The sequence below is a fragment of the Catenibacillus scindens genome (assembly GCF_014202115.1).
In the GTDB taxonomy this organism is placed as follows: Bacteria; Bacillota; Clostridia; order Lachnospirales; family Lachnospiraceae; genus Catenibacillus; species Catenibacillus scindens.
The window spans coordinates 410,215-424,905 of record NZ_JACHFW010000001.1; the positions used below are offsets into that span (position 1 = coordinate 410,215).

Annotated in this window: 13 protein-coding genes; 3 read left to right on the plus strand and 10 right to left on the minus strand. The window is 47.0% G+C overall.

The genetic code is table 11. The annotated features are described in order from the left end of the window. Positions 1 to 71: 71 nt before the first annotated feature. The 3 genes from HNP82_RS01700 to HNP82_RS01710 are packed head-to-tail and all read right to left on the minus strand — an operon-like array spanning position 72 to position 2,230. Positions 72 to 1,019: a 3-hydroxyacyl-CoA dehydrogenase family protein gene (locus HNP82_RS01700; protein ID WP_183770769.1), complete on the minus strand. Its 948-nt coding sequence runs from the start codon at positions 1,017 to 1,019 to the stop codon at positions 72 to 74. A 27-nt stretch (positions 1,020 to 1,046) separates the two neighbouring features. Beyond that, positions 1,047 to 1,841, minus strand: coding sequence for an SDR family NAD(P)-dependent oxidoreductase (locus HNP82_RS01705; protein WP_183770772.1), 795 nt, complete (start codon positions 1,839 to 1,841; stop codon positions 1,047 to 1,049). Positions 1,842 to 1,882: 41 nt separating this feature from the next. Then, the gene (locus tag HNP82_RS01710; RefSeq protein ID WP_183770774.1) at positions 1,883 to 2,230 is read right to left on the minus strand and encodes a cupin domain-containing protein; all 348 of its coding nucleotides are present in this window, start codon (positions 2,228 to 2,230) and stop codon (positions 1,883 to 1,885) included. Positions 2,231 to 2,599: 369 nt separating this feature from the next. Here HNP82_RS01710 and HNP82_RS01715 point away from each other — a divergent pair, with 369 nt between their 5' ends. Continuing rightward, positions 2,600 to 3,022, plus strand: coding sequence for a winged helix-turn-helix transcriptional regulator (locus HNP82_RS01715; protein ID WP_183770776.1), 423 nt, complete (start codon positions 2,600 to 2,602; stop codon positions 3,020 to 3,022). 130 nt (positions 3,023 to 3,152) lie between these two features. On the opposite strand, the gene sdaAA is transcribed toward HNP82_RS01715, so the two are convergent. The 3 genes from sdaAA to HNP82_RS01730 all read right to left on the minus strand — a co-directional run bounded on the left by sdaAA (position 3,153) and on the right by HNP82_RS01730 (position 5,815). Beyond that, positions 3,153 to 4,028 (minus strand): L-serine ammonia-lyase, iron-sulfur-dependent, subunit alpha, encoded by an 876-nt coding sequence (sdaAA, locus tag HNP82_RS01720; protein WP_183770779.1) that lies wholly within the window; start codon positions 4,026 to 4,028, stop codon positions 3,153 to 3,155. A gap of 11 nt (positions 4,029 to 4,039) precedes the next feature. Then, on the minus strand, positions 4,040 to 4,708 hold the full coding sequence (gene sdaAB / locus HNP82_RS01725; protein ID WP_183770781.1) for an L-serine ammonia-lyase, iron-sulfur-dependent subunit beta: 669 nt from the start codon (positions 4,706 to 4,708) through the stop codon (positions 4,040 to 4,042). Positions 4,709 to 4,810: 102 nt separating this feature from the next. Further along, positions 4,811 to 5,815 carry a hypothetical protein gene (locus HNP82_RS01730; protein WP_183770783.1) on the minus strand — a complete coding sequence of 335 codons (1,005 nt, stop codon included), beginning with the start codon at positions 5,813 to 5,815 and terminating at the stop codon, positions 4,811 to 4,813. A 357-nt stretch (positions 5,816 to 6,172) separates the two neighbouring features. Here HNP82_RS01730 and HNP82_RS01735 point away from each other — a divergent pair, with 357 nt between their 5' ends. Next, the gene (locus HNP82_RS01735) at positions 6,173 to 7,408 is read left to right on the plus strand and encodes an MFS transporter (RefSeq protein ID WP_183770786.1); all 1,236 of its coding nucleotides are present in this window, start codon (positions 6,173 to 6,175) and stop codon (positions 7,406 to 7,408) included. A 132-nt stretch (positions 7,409 to 7,540) separates the two neighbouring features. On the opposite strand, the gene rpoN is transcribed toward HNP82_RS01735, so the two are convergent. The 4 genes from rpoN to treP form a co-directional block, all read right to left on the minus strand. Beyond that, positions 7,541 to 8,902: an RNA polymerase factor sigma-54 gene (gene rpoN / locus HNP82_RS01740; protein ID WP_183770787.1), complete on the minus strand. Its 1,362-nt coding sequence runs from the start codon at positions 8,900 to 8,902 to the stop codon at positions 7,541 to 7,543. A gap of 465 nt (positions 8,903 to 9,367) precedes the next feature. Further along, complete coding sequence (locus tag HNP82_RS01745) at positions 9,368 to 9,625, minus strand: HPr family phosphocarrier protein (RefSeq protein ID WP_183770789.1); 258 nt, start codon at positions 9,623 to 9,625, stop codon at positions 9,368 to 9,370. Positions 9,626 to 9,761: 136 nt separating this feature from the next. Further along, positions 9,762 to 11,411, minus strand: coding sequence for an alpha,alpha-phosphotrehalase (gene treC / locus HNP82_RS01750; RefSeq protein ID WP_183770791.1), 1,650 nt, complete (start codon positions 11,409 to 11,411; stop codon positions 9,762 to 9,764). 18 nt (positions 11,412 to 11,429) lie between these two features. After that, positions 11,430 to 13,448 (minus strand): PTS system trehalose-specific EIIBC component, encoded by a 2,019-nt coding sequence (treP, locus tag HNP82_RS01755; protein ID WP_183770793.1) that lies wholly within the window; start codon positions 13,446 to 13,448, stop codon positions 11,430 to 11,432. A gap of 363 nt (positions 13,449 to 13,811) precedes the next feature. Here treP and HNP82_RS01760 point away from each other — a divergent pair, with 363 nt between their 5' ends. Further along, positions 13,812 to 14,540 carry a UTRA domain-containing protein gene (locus HNP82_RS01760; protein WP_183770809.1) on the plus strand — a complete coding sequence of 243 codons (729 nt, stop codon included), beginning with the start codon at positions 13,812 to 13,814 and terminating at the stop codon, positions 14,538 to 14,540. Positions 14,541 to 14,691 lie beyond the last annotated feature (151 nt).

Consider the following 14,691-nt stretch of genomic DNA (forward strand, 5'->3'; position numbering starts at 1 on the left):
GCGCCCGCGCGTCCACTTGGCGAACGCCGCGCTAACTATTTCCATGCCCCATCAGCTTGCTGCGGGGTGATTTACTTGCCATAGAGCATCTTGATCAGATACTCGTTTAAACCGGAATTAATCTGAGCGATCTCTTCATCGGTATACTTCATAAAACCTTCATGAACGCCATCTTTAGCCTCGGCTCTGAAACCGTTCTTGCCTTCGTCAAGCATCTCCTTTAACAGGGGAGATGCGTCGTGGCGATCCTCAAGATCTTTTAAAACGTAGCTGTGAATGTTGTATGTAAGCTGTGTGCCTACCATATCGGAATTGACCAGAGGCGGCAGGTACGGAAGGCGCAGGCCGAAACTGTACTTGCACGCGTCATCCACAGTCTTTGCATCAGCAATGCCTCTCTCCACAATGGAAATTGCTTCACGCCACAGAGCGTGCTGCATACGGTTGGCGATAAAGCCGGGAACGTCCTTTTTGCACAGCACCGGCTTTTTTCCGGCTCTTGTGAGGATATCCATCACTGTGTCCGCAACCTCATCTGTTGTGTCCGGAGTTTTCACAACTTCCACAAGCGGGATAAGGAATGCCGGATTCCAGAAATGGGTGCCGCAGAGACGTTCTTTATGTTTACACTTTGCGGAAATCTCTGTGGGACTCATCACCGATGTGTTTGTACAGAAGATAGTGTCATCGGAAACATAATCTTCCAATTGAGCGAAAAGATTCTGTTTTAACTCCATCTCCTCAAGTACACACTCTACAACCATCTGCGCGCACTTTACGCCCTCATCATTTAAGTCCTGTGTAAAACGGATCTTGGAAACTACATTGTCCACATCCGCCTCAGTGACAATGCCTTTCTCAACGAGAAGCTTCATATTGCCGCGGATCTTAGCCTCAATATCCACAGGATATACATCATAAACTGTGATCTGAGAGCCTTCAATACCGGCAAGTACCTGGGCAATAGCGCTGCCCATCATGCCGCCGCCGCAGATTAAGAAGTTCTTAATATCCTTCATGATCTTTTCTCCTTAAACTCCTGACAATTAGCAGGTCAGATAACCGCCGCTGCAGTCGTAGTTGCCGCCAGTCATAAAATTGGAAGCGTCGGAGGAAAGGAATAAAGCGAATCCCACGAAATCTTCCGGCTCTGCCAGACGGCCAATAGGCTCACGTTTCAGGAAGTTCTTGTAAACTTCTGATTCAGGATCGAACATCCACTCTGTCAGCTCACTGCGGAATACTGTCGGGCAGATAGAGTTTACATTGATGCCGTATTTTGCTGTGAGATCGCAGGCCATACTGGAAACCATAAGATCCGCGCCGCCCTTGGATGTACAGTAGCCTGTATATCCGGCCATACCACGTTTGGAACGCTGAGATGTAACAACAACCATCTTACCGCCCTTGCCCTGGTCAACCATCTGCTGAGCAACATATTTGCATACGATGTATACGGACTTGCAATCAGCGTCCATAATGTACTGCCAGTCAGCAACAGACTGATCAAGAATGTTCTGAGGTTTGTTGTAGCCATGGCAGATAGCGAGGATATTGATCTCGCCATATTTTTCAACAGTCGCTTTGATCAGATCAGCAACCTGGTCTTCCTGTGCGGGATCAGCTACATAGTACGCGCAGTCAATGTTTTCCGCTTTAAATTCCTCTTCGAGAGCTTTTAATTTAGCCTCGTTGCGGCCAGTCATCATAACTTTTGCTCCGGCATAGCCGTAAGCTTTAGACAAAACTTTGCCAAGAGCTCCTGTAGCGCCTGTAACCAGGGCAACTTTGCCTTCTACAGAAAACATATTATTCACAAATTCTTTTTTTACTGGAACCATTTCGATACGTCCTCCTCACAAATTTCAATTGAAAATCTCTATCAATCCGGATAATTAATGATTACGAGCATTCTTGCAGGTTTACGGCTCTTATTTTCAAGATAACGTCCTTCATTGGGAGGGAAAGAAATGGATTCATCTTTATGGATCACATATTCATTTCCGTCTTTGTCTGTAACAGTCATCTCACCTTCAAGCACATAATATACTTTTTCCAGTGGATTATCCTCATAAGCATATTCAGCGCCGCCGCCAGGTAAGAACACGCTCTGGCCAACCCAGAATTTCGCAGCTCCTGTCTCATCTTTTCCGTGGTAACGCATGCAGGTGCATCCATGATGACCGGCTGCATTGTAAACAGTTGCATCTTCAAGTGTTCTTTTAACCATTTGAATTACCCCTTTTCTTTTTAATATTTTGTGACTCCAAAACGCTTTTCAGTGTCTTTTTATCACATAATTTTTACAGTTTTTATACTTATTTAAGAATTGGTAGCAATCTGCACAATTTTCGCAGGATTTTAACCCCAAAATAAGTATTTATCATGACATACAGCTTTTGTGAGAAAATTAACATCTACGCATACCGTGTTTTTATTATATAACACCGTCAGATTTTATGCAATAATTACAATGAAGTTAGGTGGTTACCGTTTAGTTACTGCTATTTTTTTCACAAATTCCATTGAGGTCTTATTTACTCATTTTCGGTTTTATTATATAATTATAGAAGAAATTTTTAAAATTGGAGGTCAGAGAATGGAATACGTCAACCCTTATTTATATGGTATGCGCTGTATTTCAGGGAAGTGGAAGACCACGATCCTTCACCATATATATACTTATGGAAGAATCCGTTTTAATGAGACAAAAAAGACACTGCCTATCAGTGAAAAAGTTCTCAGCCAGCAGCTTAAAGAACTGGAACGGGATGGCCTTGTCCGCAGGATACAGTATCAGGTCATGCCACTGAAGGTTGAATATGTTCTCACTCCCATTGGTGAAGAGCTGATTCCGGCTCTTGATATTATATACATATGGAGCGTCCGCAGGATGCACGAACGGGGTGTTCCCATTGATCCCGACGCTTTTGTGGTTCATATGGATCAGCGCTATGCCAACGAACTTAAAGACATTATGATTGAGAACGGCTTTGATCCCGACACCCAGGAATCAGAATAAATAAAGACAGGTACAGAACCCCGCTGCAAGCAACGGGGTTCTGTACCTGTCTTTATATGATGAGTTGCCCGACAAATGCTCATGAGACATGGATTGCTCCCCATTTTTCCCTTTGTCTCATATGCTCAATTTATAATTTTCCAAAGATCTTTTTCCGGATAGCCTGGCCTGTAGGCGTAGCCGCCAGTCCTCCCTCCCCTGTTTCTTTTAACGATACCGGCAGTGCCTTTCCAACCCGGTACATGGCCTCAATAATCTCATCTGCCGGAATAAGGCATGGAGCCCCGCTAAGAGCCATGTCCGCGCTGATAAGAGCATTGACCGTCTGGGAAGCGTTGCGCAGGGCACAGGGAAGCTGAACAAGTCCGGCTACAGGGTCGCAGACCAGCCCCATAACATTCATCAGGGCAAAACCACAGGCATTAGCGCACATCTGGCTGGTTCCCTGGCTCATGTGGACTGCTGCGGCTGCAGCCATGGCCGCAGCCACGCCGCATTCCGCCTGACATCCACCTTCCGCACCGGCAACGGTGGCATTTTTCATCACCACGGCACCGATCCCGGCGGCTGTGAGCATTCCCTCATAGACCTTCTGATCATCTAATCCGAGACGGTCCCTGACAGAGATCAGGACAGCCGGCAGTATTCCGCAGGAACCTGCTGTGGGCGCCGCACATATTTTCCCCATCGCCCCGTTAATCTCACAGCTTGAAAGGGCAAGAGCCATAGCTCTGTTAATAAAGGGACCACACAATCCCCCGTTTTCTACCGTATAGCGGTTCTGAATAAGGGCAGTTCCCCGGATCAGATCTCCCACAGTGGAAAAAGGCTGCTCCAAAGCTTTATGGGCGGAATTTTCCATTACCTCAAACCGGCTTTTCAGTCCAGCAAAAATATCCTCCCTCGTTTTTTCCATTGTCTTTATCTCATTCTCCAGAACGATCTCCCACAGTGCCTTTCCTTCCGTCTCCGATAGTTTACATAATTCCGAAACTGTAGTATACATATTTCCTCCTGCTATTGGGCTATTTCTATATTGCGAACATTAAGAACATCCTCAAGTTTCTGAATATTCGCAGCTACCGATGGGGGCACTTGCCCGTCTGTCTCTATGAGACAGAAAGCCACATCTCCCCTGGAACGCCGATGAAGTTTCATCATGGCTATGTTTACATCAGCATCGGAAAGTATCCCTGAAATCTTACTGATCACCCCTTTATGATCGTAATGACTGATCATCAGAGCCGGCGCCTGAGCCCGGAACTGAGTCTCGAAAGAATTGACACGGCAGATCTCAATCTCTCCGCCGCCGATAGAAGATCCCACCACACGGCATTGATTGCCGTTACAGCCATAAAAGGTGATCATCACTGAATTTTCATGAACATTATCCAGTTCTTTTAAATAGAAGCGGTATTCAAGCCCCCGCGCCTGGGCAATTTCTCTGGCCTGGGGCAGCCGTTCATCATCTTCCCGTATTCCCAGCACGCCCGCCAGCAAAGCAGTATCCGTCCCATGACCTTTATAAGTGTGGGCAAAGGAACCATGAAGTCCGAAGGTAACTTTCCAAAAAGGTTCCCCAAAGATCATCGCGCATATTCTGGCAAGTCGGGCGGCGCCGGCGGTATGTGAGCTAGATGGCCCGATCATCACTGGCCCCAGCACCTGAAAAATACTGATATCCATATACCTCTCTCCCTCTATCCTCTGCAGGGTCATATCCTGATCTTTCGGAACGCATAAAAGAAGCGTGGATAAAAGCTTTATGCTCCTGCTTTAACCCACGCTTTATTTATTTTCTCCTGTATCTACAGTTCTATACAGCGTTTCGTGGCACACCGTACAGATCATCACTTCCCGGCGGTATCTGCCATTCCCGCTCACCTGATCCAGTTTCCACACACCTCTGTGACCCAGCGCATCTCCTACAGTTTCCCCGCACACACTGCACGTGGCCCCTTCGGTGCAGGTAGCCGCGCTGCCTATAATATGGGGCGTCTTCCCGCGGACTTCCCGTCCGCACTCCAGACAATACTGGCTATGGGTACAGTCCGCCTCCGGCGAGAGAACCGTACATCTGTGGCTGACAGAATAAGTTATCTGTAAATAAGGCTCCTCATTATAGGTACAGGCTCTTTCCGGGCTAAGCCTGTTATCCCCTGTATAAATGTCGATTTCGTCCTCATCGCCAATAGTCTCAGGATACTGAATACATGCGTCCTCTTCCACATCAATAGCGCTGGTTCCTACAAGACCTTCCCCCGTGTTCTCAGGATAAGCCATCAGGGCAATAGACCCCAATCCAAATCCCTGGATATCTACGCTGGCCCCATCCCGAACCACAAGTCCGCTGTATCCAGCTCCGGCAAAGAGAACATTATCTCCGTGGAGATACAGCGTCAGATCACAATCCTCCCCCACAATCATAGGACAGCACTGGCGCAGAGTTCTCTGGTCAATGGTCAGATCATCCAGGATCACCGTGTGGATGCCATCCAGAATATAAATACCATAATCCTCGCGGCTGTTTCCGCTGATCCGGTAGACGCCTTCAAAAGCAGTTAGTGTCCCATCATCTTCTCTGCTGTATCCTTCCGAGGAAATATAAATATCTCCCTGGGAAATATCCAGACAAACCACATCATTTTTCAGGGCATCGCCGGCCTCCTCCTCAGAAGACAGAACCACCTCCGGGAAAAGCTGGGACGCTATGGCCTGCTCAGGCACAAAAAAGGACGACAAAGCAACTATTCCGGCCAAGCCGATACAGTATTTAAAAAATCTATGAGCCATCGCCGTCCCTCCTTCTGTTCCATCAAACATCAAGAATAAAAAACTTGTTATTACTATTTTATTAAACTTTTATAAAATTCGCAAGAATTTTTTAAGAATTTTGTCGTAACAGTTCAGCCATCAGAGTTGGGCGGACAGATTTATGCTTGCATAAGGATCTGGACGCACCTTTTCACGGCAGCCGTAAACAATTGCTTCCACTTTCCGGACAAATATGTTACAATAAACTGAGTTAAATCCCCCGCTGCAAGCAACGGGGGATTTGACCCTCGCGGCATTCGGCAAATGGACATGCAGGCGTGTCCGCTTGGCTCACTGCCCGCGGGAATAAATTTTATTAAGGGAGTGGAATATTTTATGAAAACCTTAAACCGATGGGTCTATGCCATTGTAGGCGTCATTGTCCTGCTTCTGGCTGGCCTTGTCTACGCGTGGAGTGTTCTGGCCGCGCCGATCGCCAATGAGTTCACCTCATGGTCACAGGCACAGTTATCCCTCACATTCACGATCTGTATGACATTGTTCTGTATTGGCGGGCTGGTGGGAGGCATTGTGTCCAATAAGATCAGTGTCAAGGTCAATGTGTGGATCTCTGCCCTCTTATTTGTGGTTGGCTTTGTCATTGCCTCTCAGACGACTTCTCTGGCCGGTCTTTACATTGGCTACGGCATTTTAGCCGGTTTTGCTTCCGGTCTTGTGTACAACGCCATTATGAGTTCTGTATCCAAATGGTTCCCGGACAAGCAGGGACTGATCTCCGGTATTCTTCTCATGGGCTTCGGCTTCGGAAGCTTTTTTGTCGGAAAGATCTACACCGCCGTTGTTCCTTCGCTGGCCAACGGATGGCGCACAGCGTTTATGGGCATGGGCATTATACTTGTCGTTGTCATCGGCATCTGCGGCTTCTTTGTAGCAAAACCGGGCAGTGATTTCAAGCCTCCCGCTGGCGCTGTCAAAGCCGCTAAGAAACGCCCTGACGAAGGGATTGATGTCGGCCCGTCTGTTATGCTGAAACGTCCGGCTTTCTGGCTTTATTTTATCTGGGCAATTCTTTTAAGCGCCGCAGGTCTGGCTCTCATTGCCCAGGCTACCGGTGTTGCCAATGAAATCAACGCCGCTGTTGTTGCAAAAGGCGGAAGCGCTGTATCAGACAATAACATCGCAACGATCGTGGGGCTGATCTCGATCTTTAACGGTATCGGCCGTGTCATTTTCGGCGGAATGTATGACAAATTCGGCAGAGGCAAGACCATGTTTGCTATTAATGCCGCTTTCTTCATCTCAGTGCTGATCGTTATCGCCGCTATCCTGACAGGCAGTATGCCGATCCTCATTGTAGGTTTTATATGCTGCGGCCTTTCCTACGGCGGTGTCACACCCACCAACTCGGCCTTTGCCAACAGCTTTTACGGTCCGACCCATTACCCGGTGAACTTCCCGATCATCAACCTGAACCTGATCTTCGCCTCCTTTGGCGGCACCATCGCAGGTGCGCTTTATGATGCAAGCCAGTCTTATTTAAGTACATTTATTGTCCTTTTGGTAGCCATCGTCATCGGCACCGTATGTTCTTTCCTGATCAAAAAGCCTTGACGGCTTTTAAATCGAAAATATGTATAATCGGATAGGGGAGATTTCATCTCCCCATCCGCTCTCGCGATACCTCGCTCATCTCACAGCAGACGGAAGGGCTTTGTCCTCGCCAATCGCCTGTCCGTCACCGAATCAGTCGAAAACTTTCCGCCCGCTGGCATCTTTGATCCCTTCCTCCTCCCGGTATTTCGCCACCGTTCTTCGGGAAATATGGACCCCCAAATCTTCCAGGGCCAAGGCGATGAGCCGGTCGCTTAACGGCTTCTTTTTATTTTCCTTCTGGATAACCTGGCGAATACACCGCTTCACATCCTGAGGCGTCACTTCCGTCTTCTGGACGCCTGCCGCGATCCCCTTTGAGAAAAAGTAATTTAATGGGTAAACCCCCCAGGAACACTGCATATATTTGTCCCTGACCGCCCGGCTCACTGTGGATTCATGAATATCCAGCCGCTCCGCAATATCCGCAAGCTTCATAGGCTTTAAGTTTCCCGGCCCCATGGCGAAAAATAGATTCTGAACGTCGATAATTGCTTTCGTCACATTGATCAGCGTCCGATTACGCTGGGAAATACAGTTCATAATCCAGTGGGCCTGGCTGACTTTTTCCGAGATATAGTCTTTGGTTTCCTGGGAATCCCCACATTTCAGCAACTTTAAATAATAACTGTTAATAGACATTTTGGGATACATATATTCATTGAGAAGAATCTCATAGTAACCGCCCAGCCGGACGACCACTACGTCCGGAGTAATATATTTTAAATGCTCCCTTGAAGAAAAGCCACTTCCCGGCTTTGGATTTAATGTTTTTATCATCCTTGCCGCCGTGGATACTTCATCTAAAGATGCTTTCATTTTTCTGGCAATCACATGAAGCTGATTCTTTCCCAAAAGCTCCAGATAATCTGTAACAATGGCCCGTGTGATATGATCCTGTATTCCCAGCCGGTCCATCTGGAGCAAAAGACATTCCTTCAAATCTCTCGCCCCCACCCCGGCAGGTTCCAGTCCCTGGATTACGAACAGGAGAGAAAGCACCTTATCTTCATCCACAGAAAAACTCCGGGCCACCTGGGATATCTCCTCCGTAAAATAACCTCTGGAATCCAGGCACTGTACCATATAATTCAGCAGTTCCATATCATTGCGGCTGTAGTTTGCGCCAATAAGCTGGGACATCAGATAATCGCCCAGATCTTCGCCCTCATCCACAGAAAAATTCCACCGGTTTTTCTCATCCTCATTATAATCTGAAGAATAATAAACCCGGTTCTGCTCATCACTGGAATCCAGCCACTCCAGTTTTCTGGTCAGCTCATCCCCAGGTACGGGTTCATTCGTCCGTTCTTCCAGATCTACCACCGGATTTTCCATAGCCAGATCTTTGATGTATTTTTCCAGCTCAAGAGCGCTCATTTGAAGGATCTCCGTAGACTGGATCATTTTCTGAGACAGAACAATATTCTGAGACATTTCCATCTTTAGTTCCATAATGGCAAGTTCCTTTCTTCTTCCGCATTGCTGTTACTGTTCACAGACAATGTTAGTTAAAAGTAAGCATCCGGAGACAAAATACAGTTTTACGGACATAACTAGGAATTTTCCTGTCAGAATCCGTACAATTTCCCTGTCCATTACGGTTACATCCACGATCTTCTAACTGACATAGGTTCACAGAGTGAACAGTAATGCATTGCTCTTATTATACACAAAAAAAAGCTGGCGGTAAACACTTTTGCGTGTCTACGCCAGCCGTACCGTAACAGTTGTGCCATCTGAACTGTTGCGCCATACCAATCTTTAGTCAATATTCACTGTAACCCGCGCTTAAACTGTGCAAACTTCTCTGCGCGAATAGTTCAAGCGCGTCCCTGAATCACTTTCTTACGCAGGAAACAGCAAATGTTTCCTGATACCTATGAATAACATGACCTTTTGTCGCTTGTCTCTAACAAATTACAGATTGGATTTAAAAAAATCTTCCAGAGCGGCAACTGCAGCGGCTTCATCATCGCCTTCCGCTGTCACTTCGATCTCTGCTCCCTTTTTAATACCAAGGCTCATAACAGCGAGAAGTCTTTTAAGGTCTGCGTTCTTGCCATTGCCCTGAATGGTGATCTTTGAAGAAAATTTCGCGGCTTCTTTTACAAGGAGGCCCGCCGGTCTTGCATGAATACCAAGTTCGTCTGTAATGGTGTACTTAAAATTCTTCATGGTCATCAATCTCCTTTTCGTTCTGCGATAGTGCGATAGCACGGAGCGGTCCGTGGTATCATGAGGTCAAATTTTAATTTAACTCCAACATCACAGCTTTAGTATAGCACATTTTATTTTAAGAGAACATAATTTTTTATATTTTTTCAAAGATAATGGACTCGTAAGGTTTTAACTTGATCGCCGTTCCGGAAAAATCATGGGAGGCATAGTTGCTGAGAATCACCTTATAGCCGGCCAGATCCCGTCCCAGATCCCAAATCTCCGGCGTTTTATAAAAATTGCAGACAACTAAAACCTGACGGCCTTCATAATTGCGCTCATAAGCAAATATCTTAGGATGATGAGGATCTACCGGCACCACATCGCCGTAGGCGATCACGTCGTTATCTTTGCGAAGCTGAACAAGCTGACGGTAATAATTAAAGACAGAATCCGGATCATCCACCTGAGAGGCGGCATTAATCGTCTTATAATTTTTATTGACTTCAATCCACGGAGTTCCTGTGGTAAATCCGCCGTTCTCCTCGTCGGTCCACTGAACCGGTGTGCGGCTGTTGTCCCTGGAGTGAACGCTCAAAATATCGTAAGCGCACTTTTTATTCAACCCTTTATCCTGAAGAATCTGGAAATGGTTAAGACTTTCCACATCTCTGTACTGAGAAATATCCGTAAATCCCGGATTGGTCATCCCAAGTTCCTCGCCCTGATAAATATATGGCGTTCCTCTCAGACAGTGGATGACTGTGGCCAGCATTTTTGCCGATTCTTTCCAGTAAATCCCCTCATCTCCAAAGCGGGACACAACTCTTGGCTGATCGTGATTGCACCAGAATACCGCGTTCCAGGCGTTGTGATCGGACATATTCACCTGCCAGTCAAAGAGAATATCTTTCAGCTTTTTAAAATCAAAAGGCACGAGAACCCATTTTTCATTGCCCATAAAGTCCACTTTCAGATGGTGGAAATTAAAAACCATGGACAGTTCATGGCTGTCAGCTCCGGCATATTTAAAGCAATTTTCCATAGTGGTGCTGGACATTTCCCCGACGGTAATAATATCCGCATTCTGGCCAAAGGACAGAGCGTTCAGTTCCTTGAGATACTCATGGATCTTAGGGCCGTCAGTGTAGAATCGCCGTCCATCCCCCTGGTCATCGTCCTCAAAGGCACCTTTGCTGATAAGATTGATCACGTCAAAGCGGAATCCCTGGACACCTTTATCCATCCAGAAGCGAACCACTTTGGCCACTTCCCGGCGGACTTCCTCATTATCCCAGTTTAAATCCGGCTGGGATACGTCAAAGAGGTGGAGGTAATACTCATCCATCTGGGGAAGATATTCCCAGGCGCTGCCGCCGAACTTGCTCTCCCAGTTGGTCGGAGGAACCCCCGGCCCTTTTCCCTTTTTAAAAATATAGTAATTTTTATACTTCTCATCCCCGGCCATGGCTTTGGCAAACCACTGATTCCTGCTTGATGTGTGGTTAAACACCATGTCCAGCATCAGACGGATGCCCCGCTTTTTGGCCTGGGCGGACAGCTCCTCAAAATCTTCCATGGTCCCGTAGCGGGGATCAATGTTGTAATAATCCTCCACATCATAGCCGTTATCCTTTTGAGGGGATACGAAGAAAGGCGTCAGCCAAATATAATCCACCCCAAGGGCCTTGATATAGTCCAGCTTGGCAGTGACGCCGGCCAGGTCTCCCAGGCCGTCGCCGTTGCTGTCATAAAATGATTTTGGATAAATCTGATATACGGTACATTTCCTGAAATCCTTCATCTGCAAAAACCTCCCGGATCATTCAAATGTGGCGATGACGGTCTGTCCTGCTTTGGCATCCATACCGCTTAATAGACGGATATTTTTCGCCTCGCCCTCACCGGTAATAATCACCGCTGTAGTTACTGTATGGCCGGCCGCCCGGATTTTTTCCGGCGAGAAGGTAATGAGGGGATCGCCGCAGCGCACAGTGTCACCTTCTTTGACATGAAGGGTAAATCCGTCACCGTTCATATCCACCGTATCAATGCCTACGTGGATGAGAATTTCCAAACCATTTTTAAGGACAAGGCCGCAGGCATGTCCCGAATCTGCCATCACTACGCCTACAGTAGCGTCCGCCGGAGCATAGACGGTGTCCCCGTCAGGCTCAATGCCAACGCCGTCACCCATGATTTTCTGAGAAAATACTTCATCGGGCATCTTTTCAATAGGAATAACTTTTCCTGTTAAAGGCGCTTTTAATACCATTGTCTCATAGGAAGCGGCAGAATCATCAGCGCCATTTTCATCAATTTCAGTCCGGTTCGGCGTAACTGCCTTTGATCCGGCCTGTGTATCGCTTTGGGCAAGATTAGGCTGGCTTCCACCAGAGCTGCCGGAGGGCAGGGATACAAGCCCTTTCTGGCTGTCTGTCAGTTTCTTCTTGCCAACGATAAATGTAAGGACAAAAGGCACCACAACGGCTACAATCATGGCAAGAAGAAAATTCAGGTAAAACTGAGGTTTAATCGACAAAATTCCAGGCAGACCGCCCACACCAATACTTAACGCTTCCACACCTGTTCCCACGGAGATCATAGCCGCGATGGCCGAGCCGATCATACCACAGATCAACGGGAATTTATATTTTAGGTTGACACCGAAAAGGGCCGGTTCAGTAACACCAAGATAGCAGGAAATACATGCGGGAACATTGACCTGCTGTGCCCGCTCGTTCCTTTTCTGAAGAACAGACATAGCAAGAACACTGGATCCCTGCGCAATATTACTTAAAGCGATCATCGGCCACAAAATCGTTCCGCCGGTGGTATTGACAAGCTGGCTGTCAATGGCATTGGTCATGTGATGCAGACCGGTCATAACAATCGGCGCGTAAACCAGACCGAAGACTGCGGCAAACAGCCAGCGCACGTTGCTTGTCAGTCCAAGATTTACAACAAAAGCGATGGCGTCGCCGATCCGCCATCCGATGGGCCCTACAACAGCATGGGCAATAAATACGGCGGGAATCAGGGAGCAGAAAGGCACGACAATCATGCTCACCACTTCCGGACAGTGCTTTTTGAAAAACTTCTCAAGGAATACAAGGACAAAGCCGGCCATAATGGCGGTGATCACCTGTCCCTGATAACCGATCATCTGAATTTGGAAAAATCCAAAATCCCAAACAGGGATCTCTGTGGCCGTGGCCACGTTAAATCCGTTGAGGAGCTGAGGGGATACAAGGGTCAGACCAAGGATAATACCAAGGATCTGGGTAGTCCCCATCTTCTTTGTAATGGACCAGACAATACCTACAGGCAGCAGATGGAAAACGGCCTCTCCAATAAGCCATAAGAAGCTATACATACCCGCCCAGAACTGGGAAATATCCGCAAGGCTTTGAGTCCCGTTGTTAAAGAAGTTGATCTCACCGATAACATTTCTGAAACCGAGAACAAGACCGCCGCAGATCAGGGCCGGGATAATAGGCGCGAAAATCTCGCCAAGAGCGCCCATAATACGTTGGAGAACGGACTGATTCGTCTTCGCGGCCTGCTTCACCGCGTCCTTGCTCACGCCTTCAATACCGGCGTATTTGGTAAACTCGTTATAGAAGTTGGCCACATCGTTGCCGATAATGACCTGATACTGACCGGCCTGGGTGAATGTTCCCTTCACACAGTCGATCTCGTTGATTTTCTTTTCGTCGGCTTTGGCCGGATCTGTAAGTACAAAACGCATACGGGTCATGCAGTGGGACACAGCCTGAATGTTTTGTTTTCCGCCAATATAGTCCAGCAGTTCTTTCACTTGCTTGTCATACTTAGCCATACTCTAACCTCCCTGAATCACGTAACTTGTTTAAACATGCTCATCATACCAAACTTGTTTAAACATGTCAATTTCTTTTCACAACTTTTACGAACTTTGTAAATACTCCACAATTTATCCACGGCTTTTTTGTACATTAATTCATTTATTCCCGCGGGCAGTGAGCCAAGCGGCCACGCTTGCACGCCCATTTGGCGGTGCTATGTGCAGTGGCACACGTTTAGCACCGGCTACAGAGGAGCGAACAGCAAGATCTGCTGCTTTTAGTCCCTAATTTCCCGTCGCTATCCCTTGACATTCCCTCAAACTTTATTATAATAATCTTAGATGTTTAAACAAGTTAGAACTGACAGGAGGGGTTTTATGCCCAAAGCAATATACGACAAAATTTACAAAGATGTAAAAACAAAAATCGAAACCGGGGACTATGAGTTCCAGGAATATCTTCCCTCAGAACATACCCTGACGGCAGTCTATGACTGTTCACGGAACACAGTTCGCCGGGCCATTTCCGACCTGGTACGGGACGGTTATGTCCAGACCATGCAGGGTAAGGGAGTCCAAGTGATTTTCCAGCCGGTAGAACCAAATTCTTTTATTCTTGGAAGTATAGAGTCCTTTAAGGAATCCTCCCTCCGCAATCATAAAACAGGGATGACAAAAGTAGTCTGTTTTACAACTCTTGAAGCCGATGAAAAGATTTCTCACCGAACCGGTTTCCCAAAGGGTACCCTTCTTTACTATATCCAGCGTGTCCATTATATGGACGGCAAACCGCTGATTTTAAACCACAACTATTTCCGTCAGGATCTCATCCCCGGACTCACACCTGAAATTGCCTCCCAGTCTATCTACGAATACATTGAAAACGTCCTTCATCAGACCATCGTCACATCCAAACGGATTATGACTGTGGAAAAGATGACTCAAATCGACGAAAAATATCTCGATCTTGATGACTATAACTGTCTGGCTGTAGTTACAAGCCAGACTTACAATGGGGACGGAGAAATGTTTGAATACACCCAGTCCCGCCACCGCCCGGACTATTTCCGTTTTCAGGATAACGCCATACGCCGCACGAAGGACTGACCTTTTGGTGTCCGCTGCGGGATATCTGATTTTTAGGCCATTTATGTTTTTGCTTTTACATAAAAGCTCTGTGGCAATGCCGCACAAAAAAGCATAAACGGCCTGTTTTTTTCATATCCATATATCAAATTCATTTAAGGAACCTTTTCCC

What these genes read in the sequence shown, in the direction of transcription:
- HNP82_RS01700 (WP_183770769.1), bottom strand. Translation starts at nt 1,019, where the DNA reads ATGAAGGATATTAAGAACTTCTTAATCTGCGGCGGCGGCATGATGGGC.
- HNP82_RS01705 (WP_183770772.1), bottom strand. Translation starts at nt 1,841, where the DNA reads ATGGTTCCAGTAAAAAAAGAATTTGTGAATAATATGTTTTCTGTAGAA.
- HNP82_RS01710 (WP_183770774.1), bottom strand. Translation starts at nt 2,230, where the DNA reads ATGGTTAAAAGAACACTTGAAGATGCAACTGTTTACAATGCAGCCGGT.
- HNP82_RS01715 (WP_183770776.1), top strand. Translation starts at nt 2,600, where the DNA reads ATGGAATACGTCAACCCTTATTTATATGGTATGCGCTGTATTTCAGGG.
- sdaAA (WP_183770779.1), bottom strand. Translation starts at nt 4,028, where the DNA reads ATGTATACTACAGTTTCGGAATTATGTAAACTATCGGAGACGGAAGGA.
- sdaAB (WP_183770781.1), bottom strand. Translation starts at nt 4,708, where the DNA reads ATGGATATCAGTATTTTTCAGGTGCTGGGGCCAGTGATGATCGGGCCA.
- HNP82_RS01730 (WP_183770783.1), bottom strand. Translation starts at nt 5,815, where the DNA reads ATGGCTCATAGATTTTTTAAATACTGTATCGGCTTGGCCGGAATAGTT.
- HNP82_RS01735 (WP_183770786.1), top strand. Translation starts at nt 6,173, where the DNA reads ATGAAAACCTTAAACCGATGGGTCTATGCCATTGTAGGCGTCATTGTC.
- rpoN (WP_183770787.1), bottom strand. Translation starts at nt 8,902, where the DNA reads ATGGAACTAAAGATGGAAATGTCTCAGAATATTGTTCTGTCTCAGAAA.
- HNP82_RS01745 (WP_183770789.1), bottom strand. Translation starts at nt 9,625, where the DNA reads ATGAAGAATTTTAAGTACACCATTACAGACGAACTTGGTATTCATGCA.
- treC (WP_183770791.1), bottom strand. Translation starts at nt 11,411, where the DNA reads ATGAAGGATTTCAGGAAATGTACCGTATATCAGATTTATCCAAAATCA.
- treP (WP_183770793.1), bottom strand. Translation starts at nt 13,448, where the DNA reads ATGGCTAAGTATGACAAGCAAGTGAAAGAACTGCTGGACTATATTGGC.
- HNP82_RS01760 (WP_183770809.1), top strand. Translation starts at nt 13,812, where the DNA reads ATGCCCAAAGCAATATACGACAAAATTTACAAAGATGTAAAAACAAAA.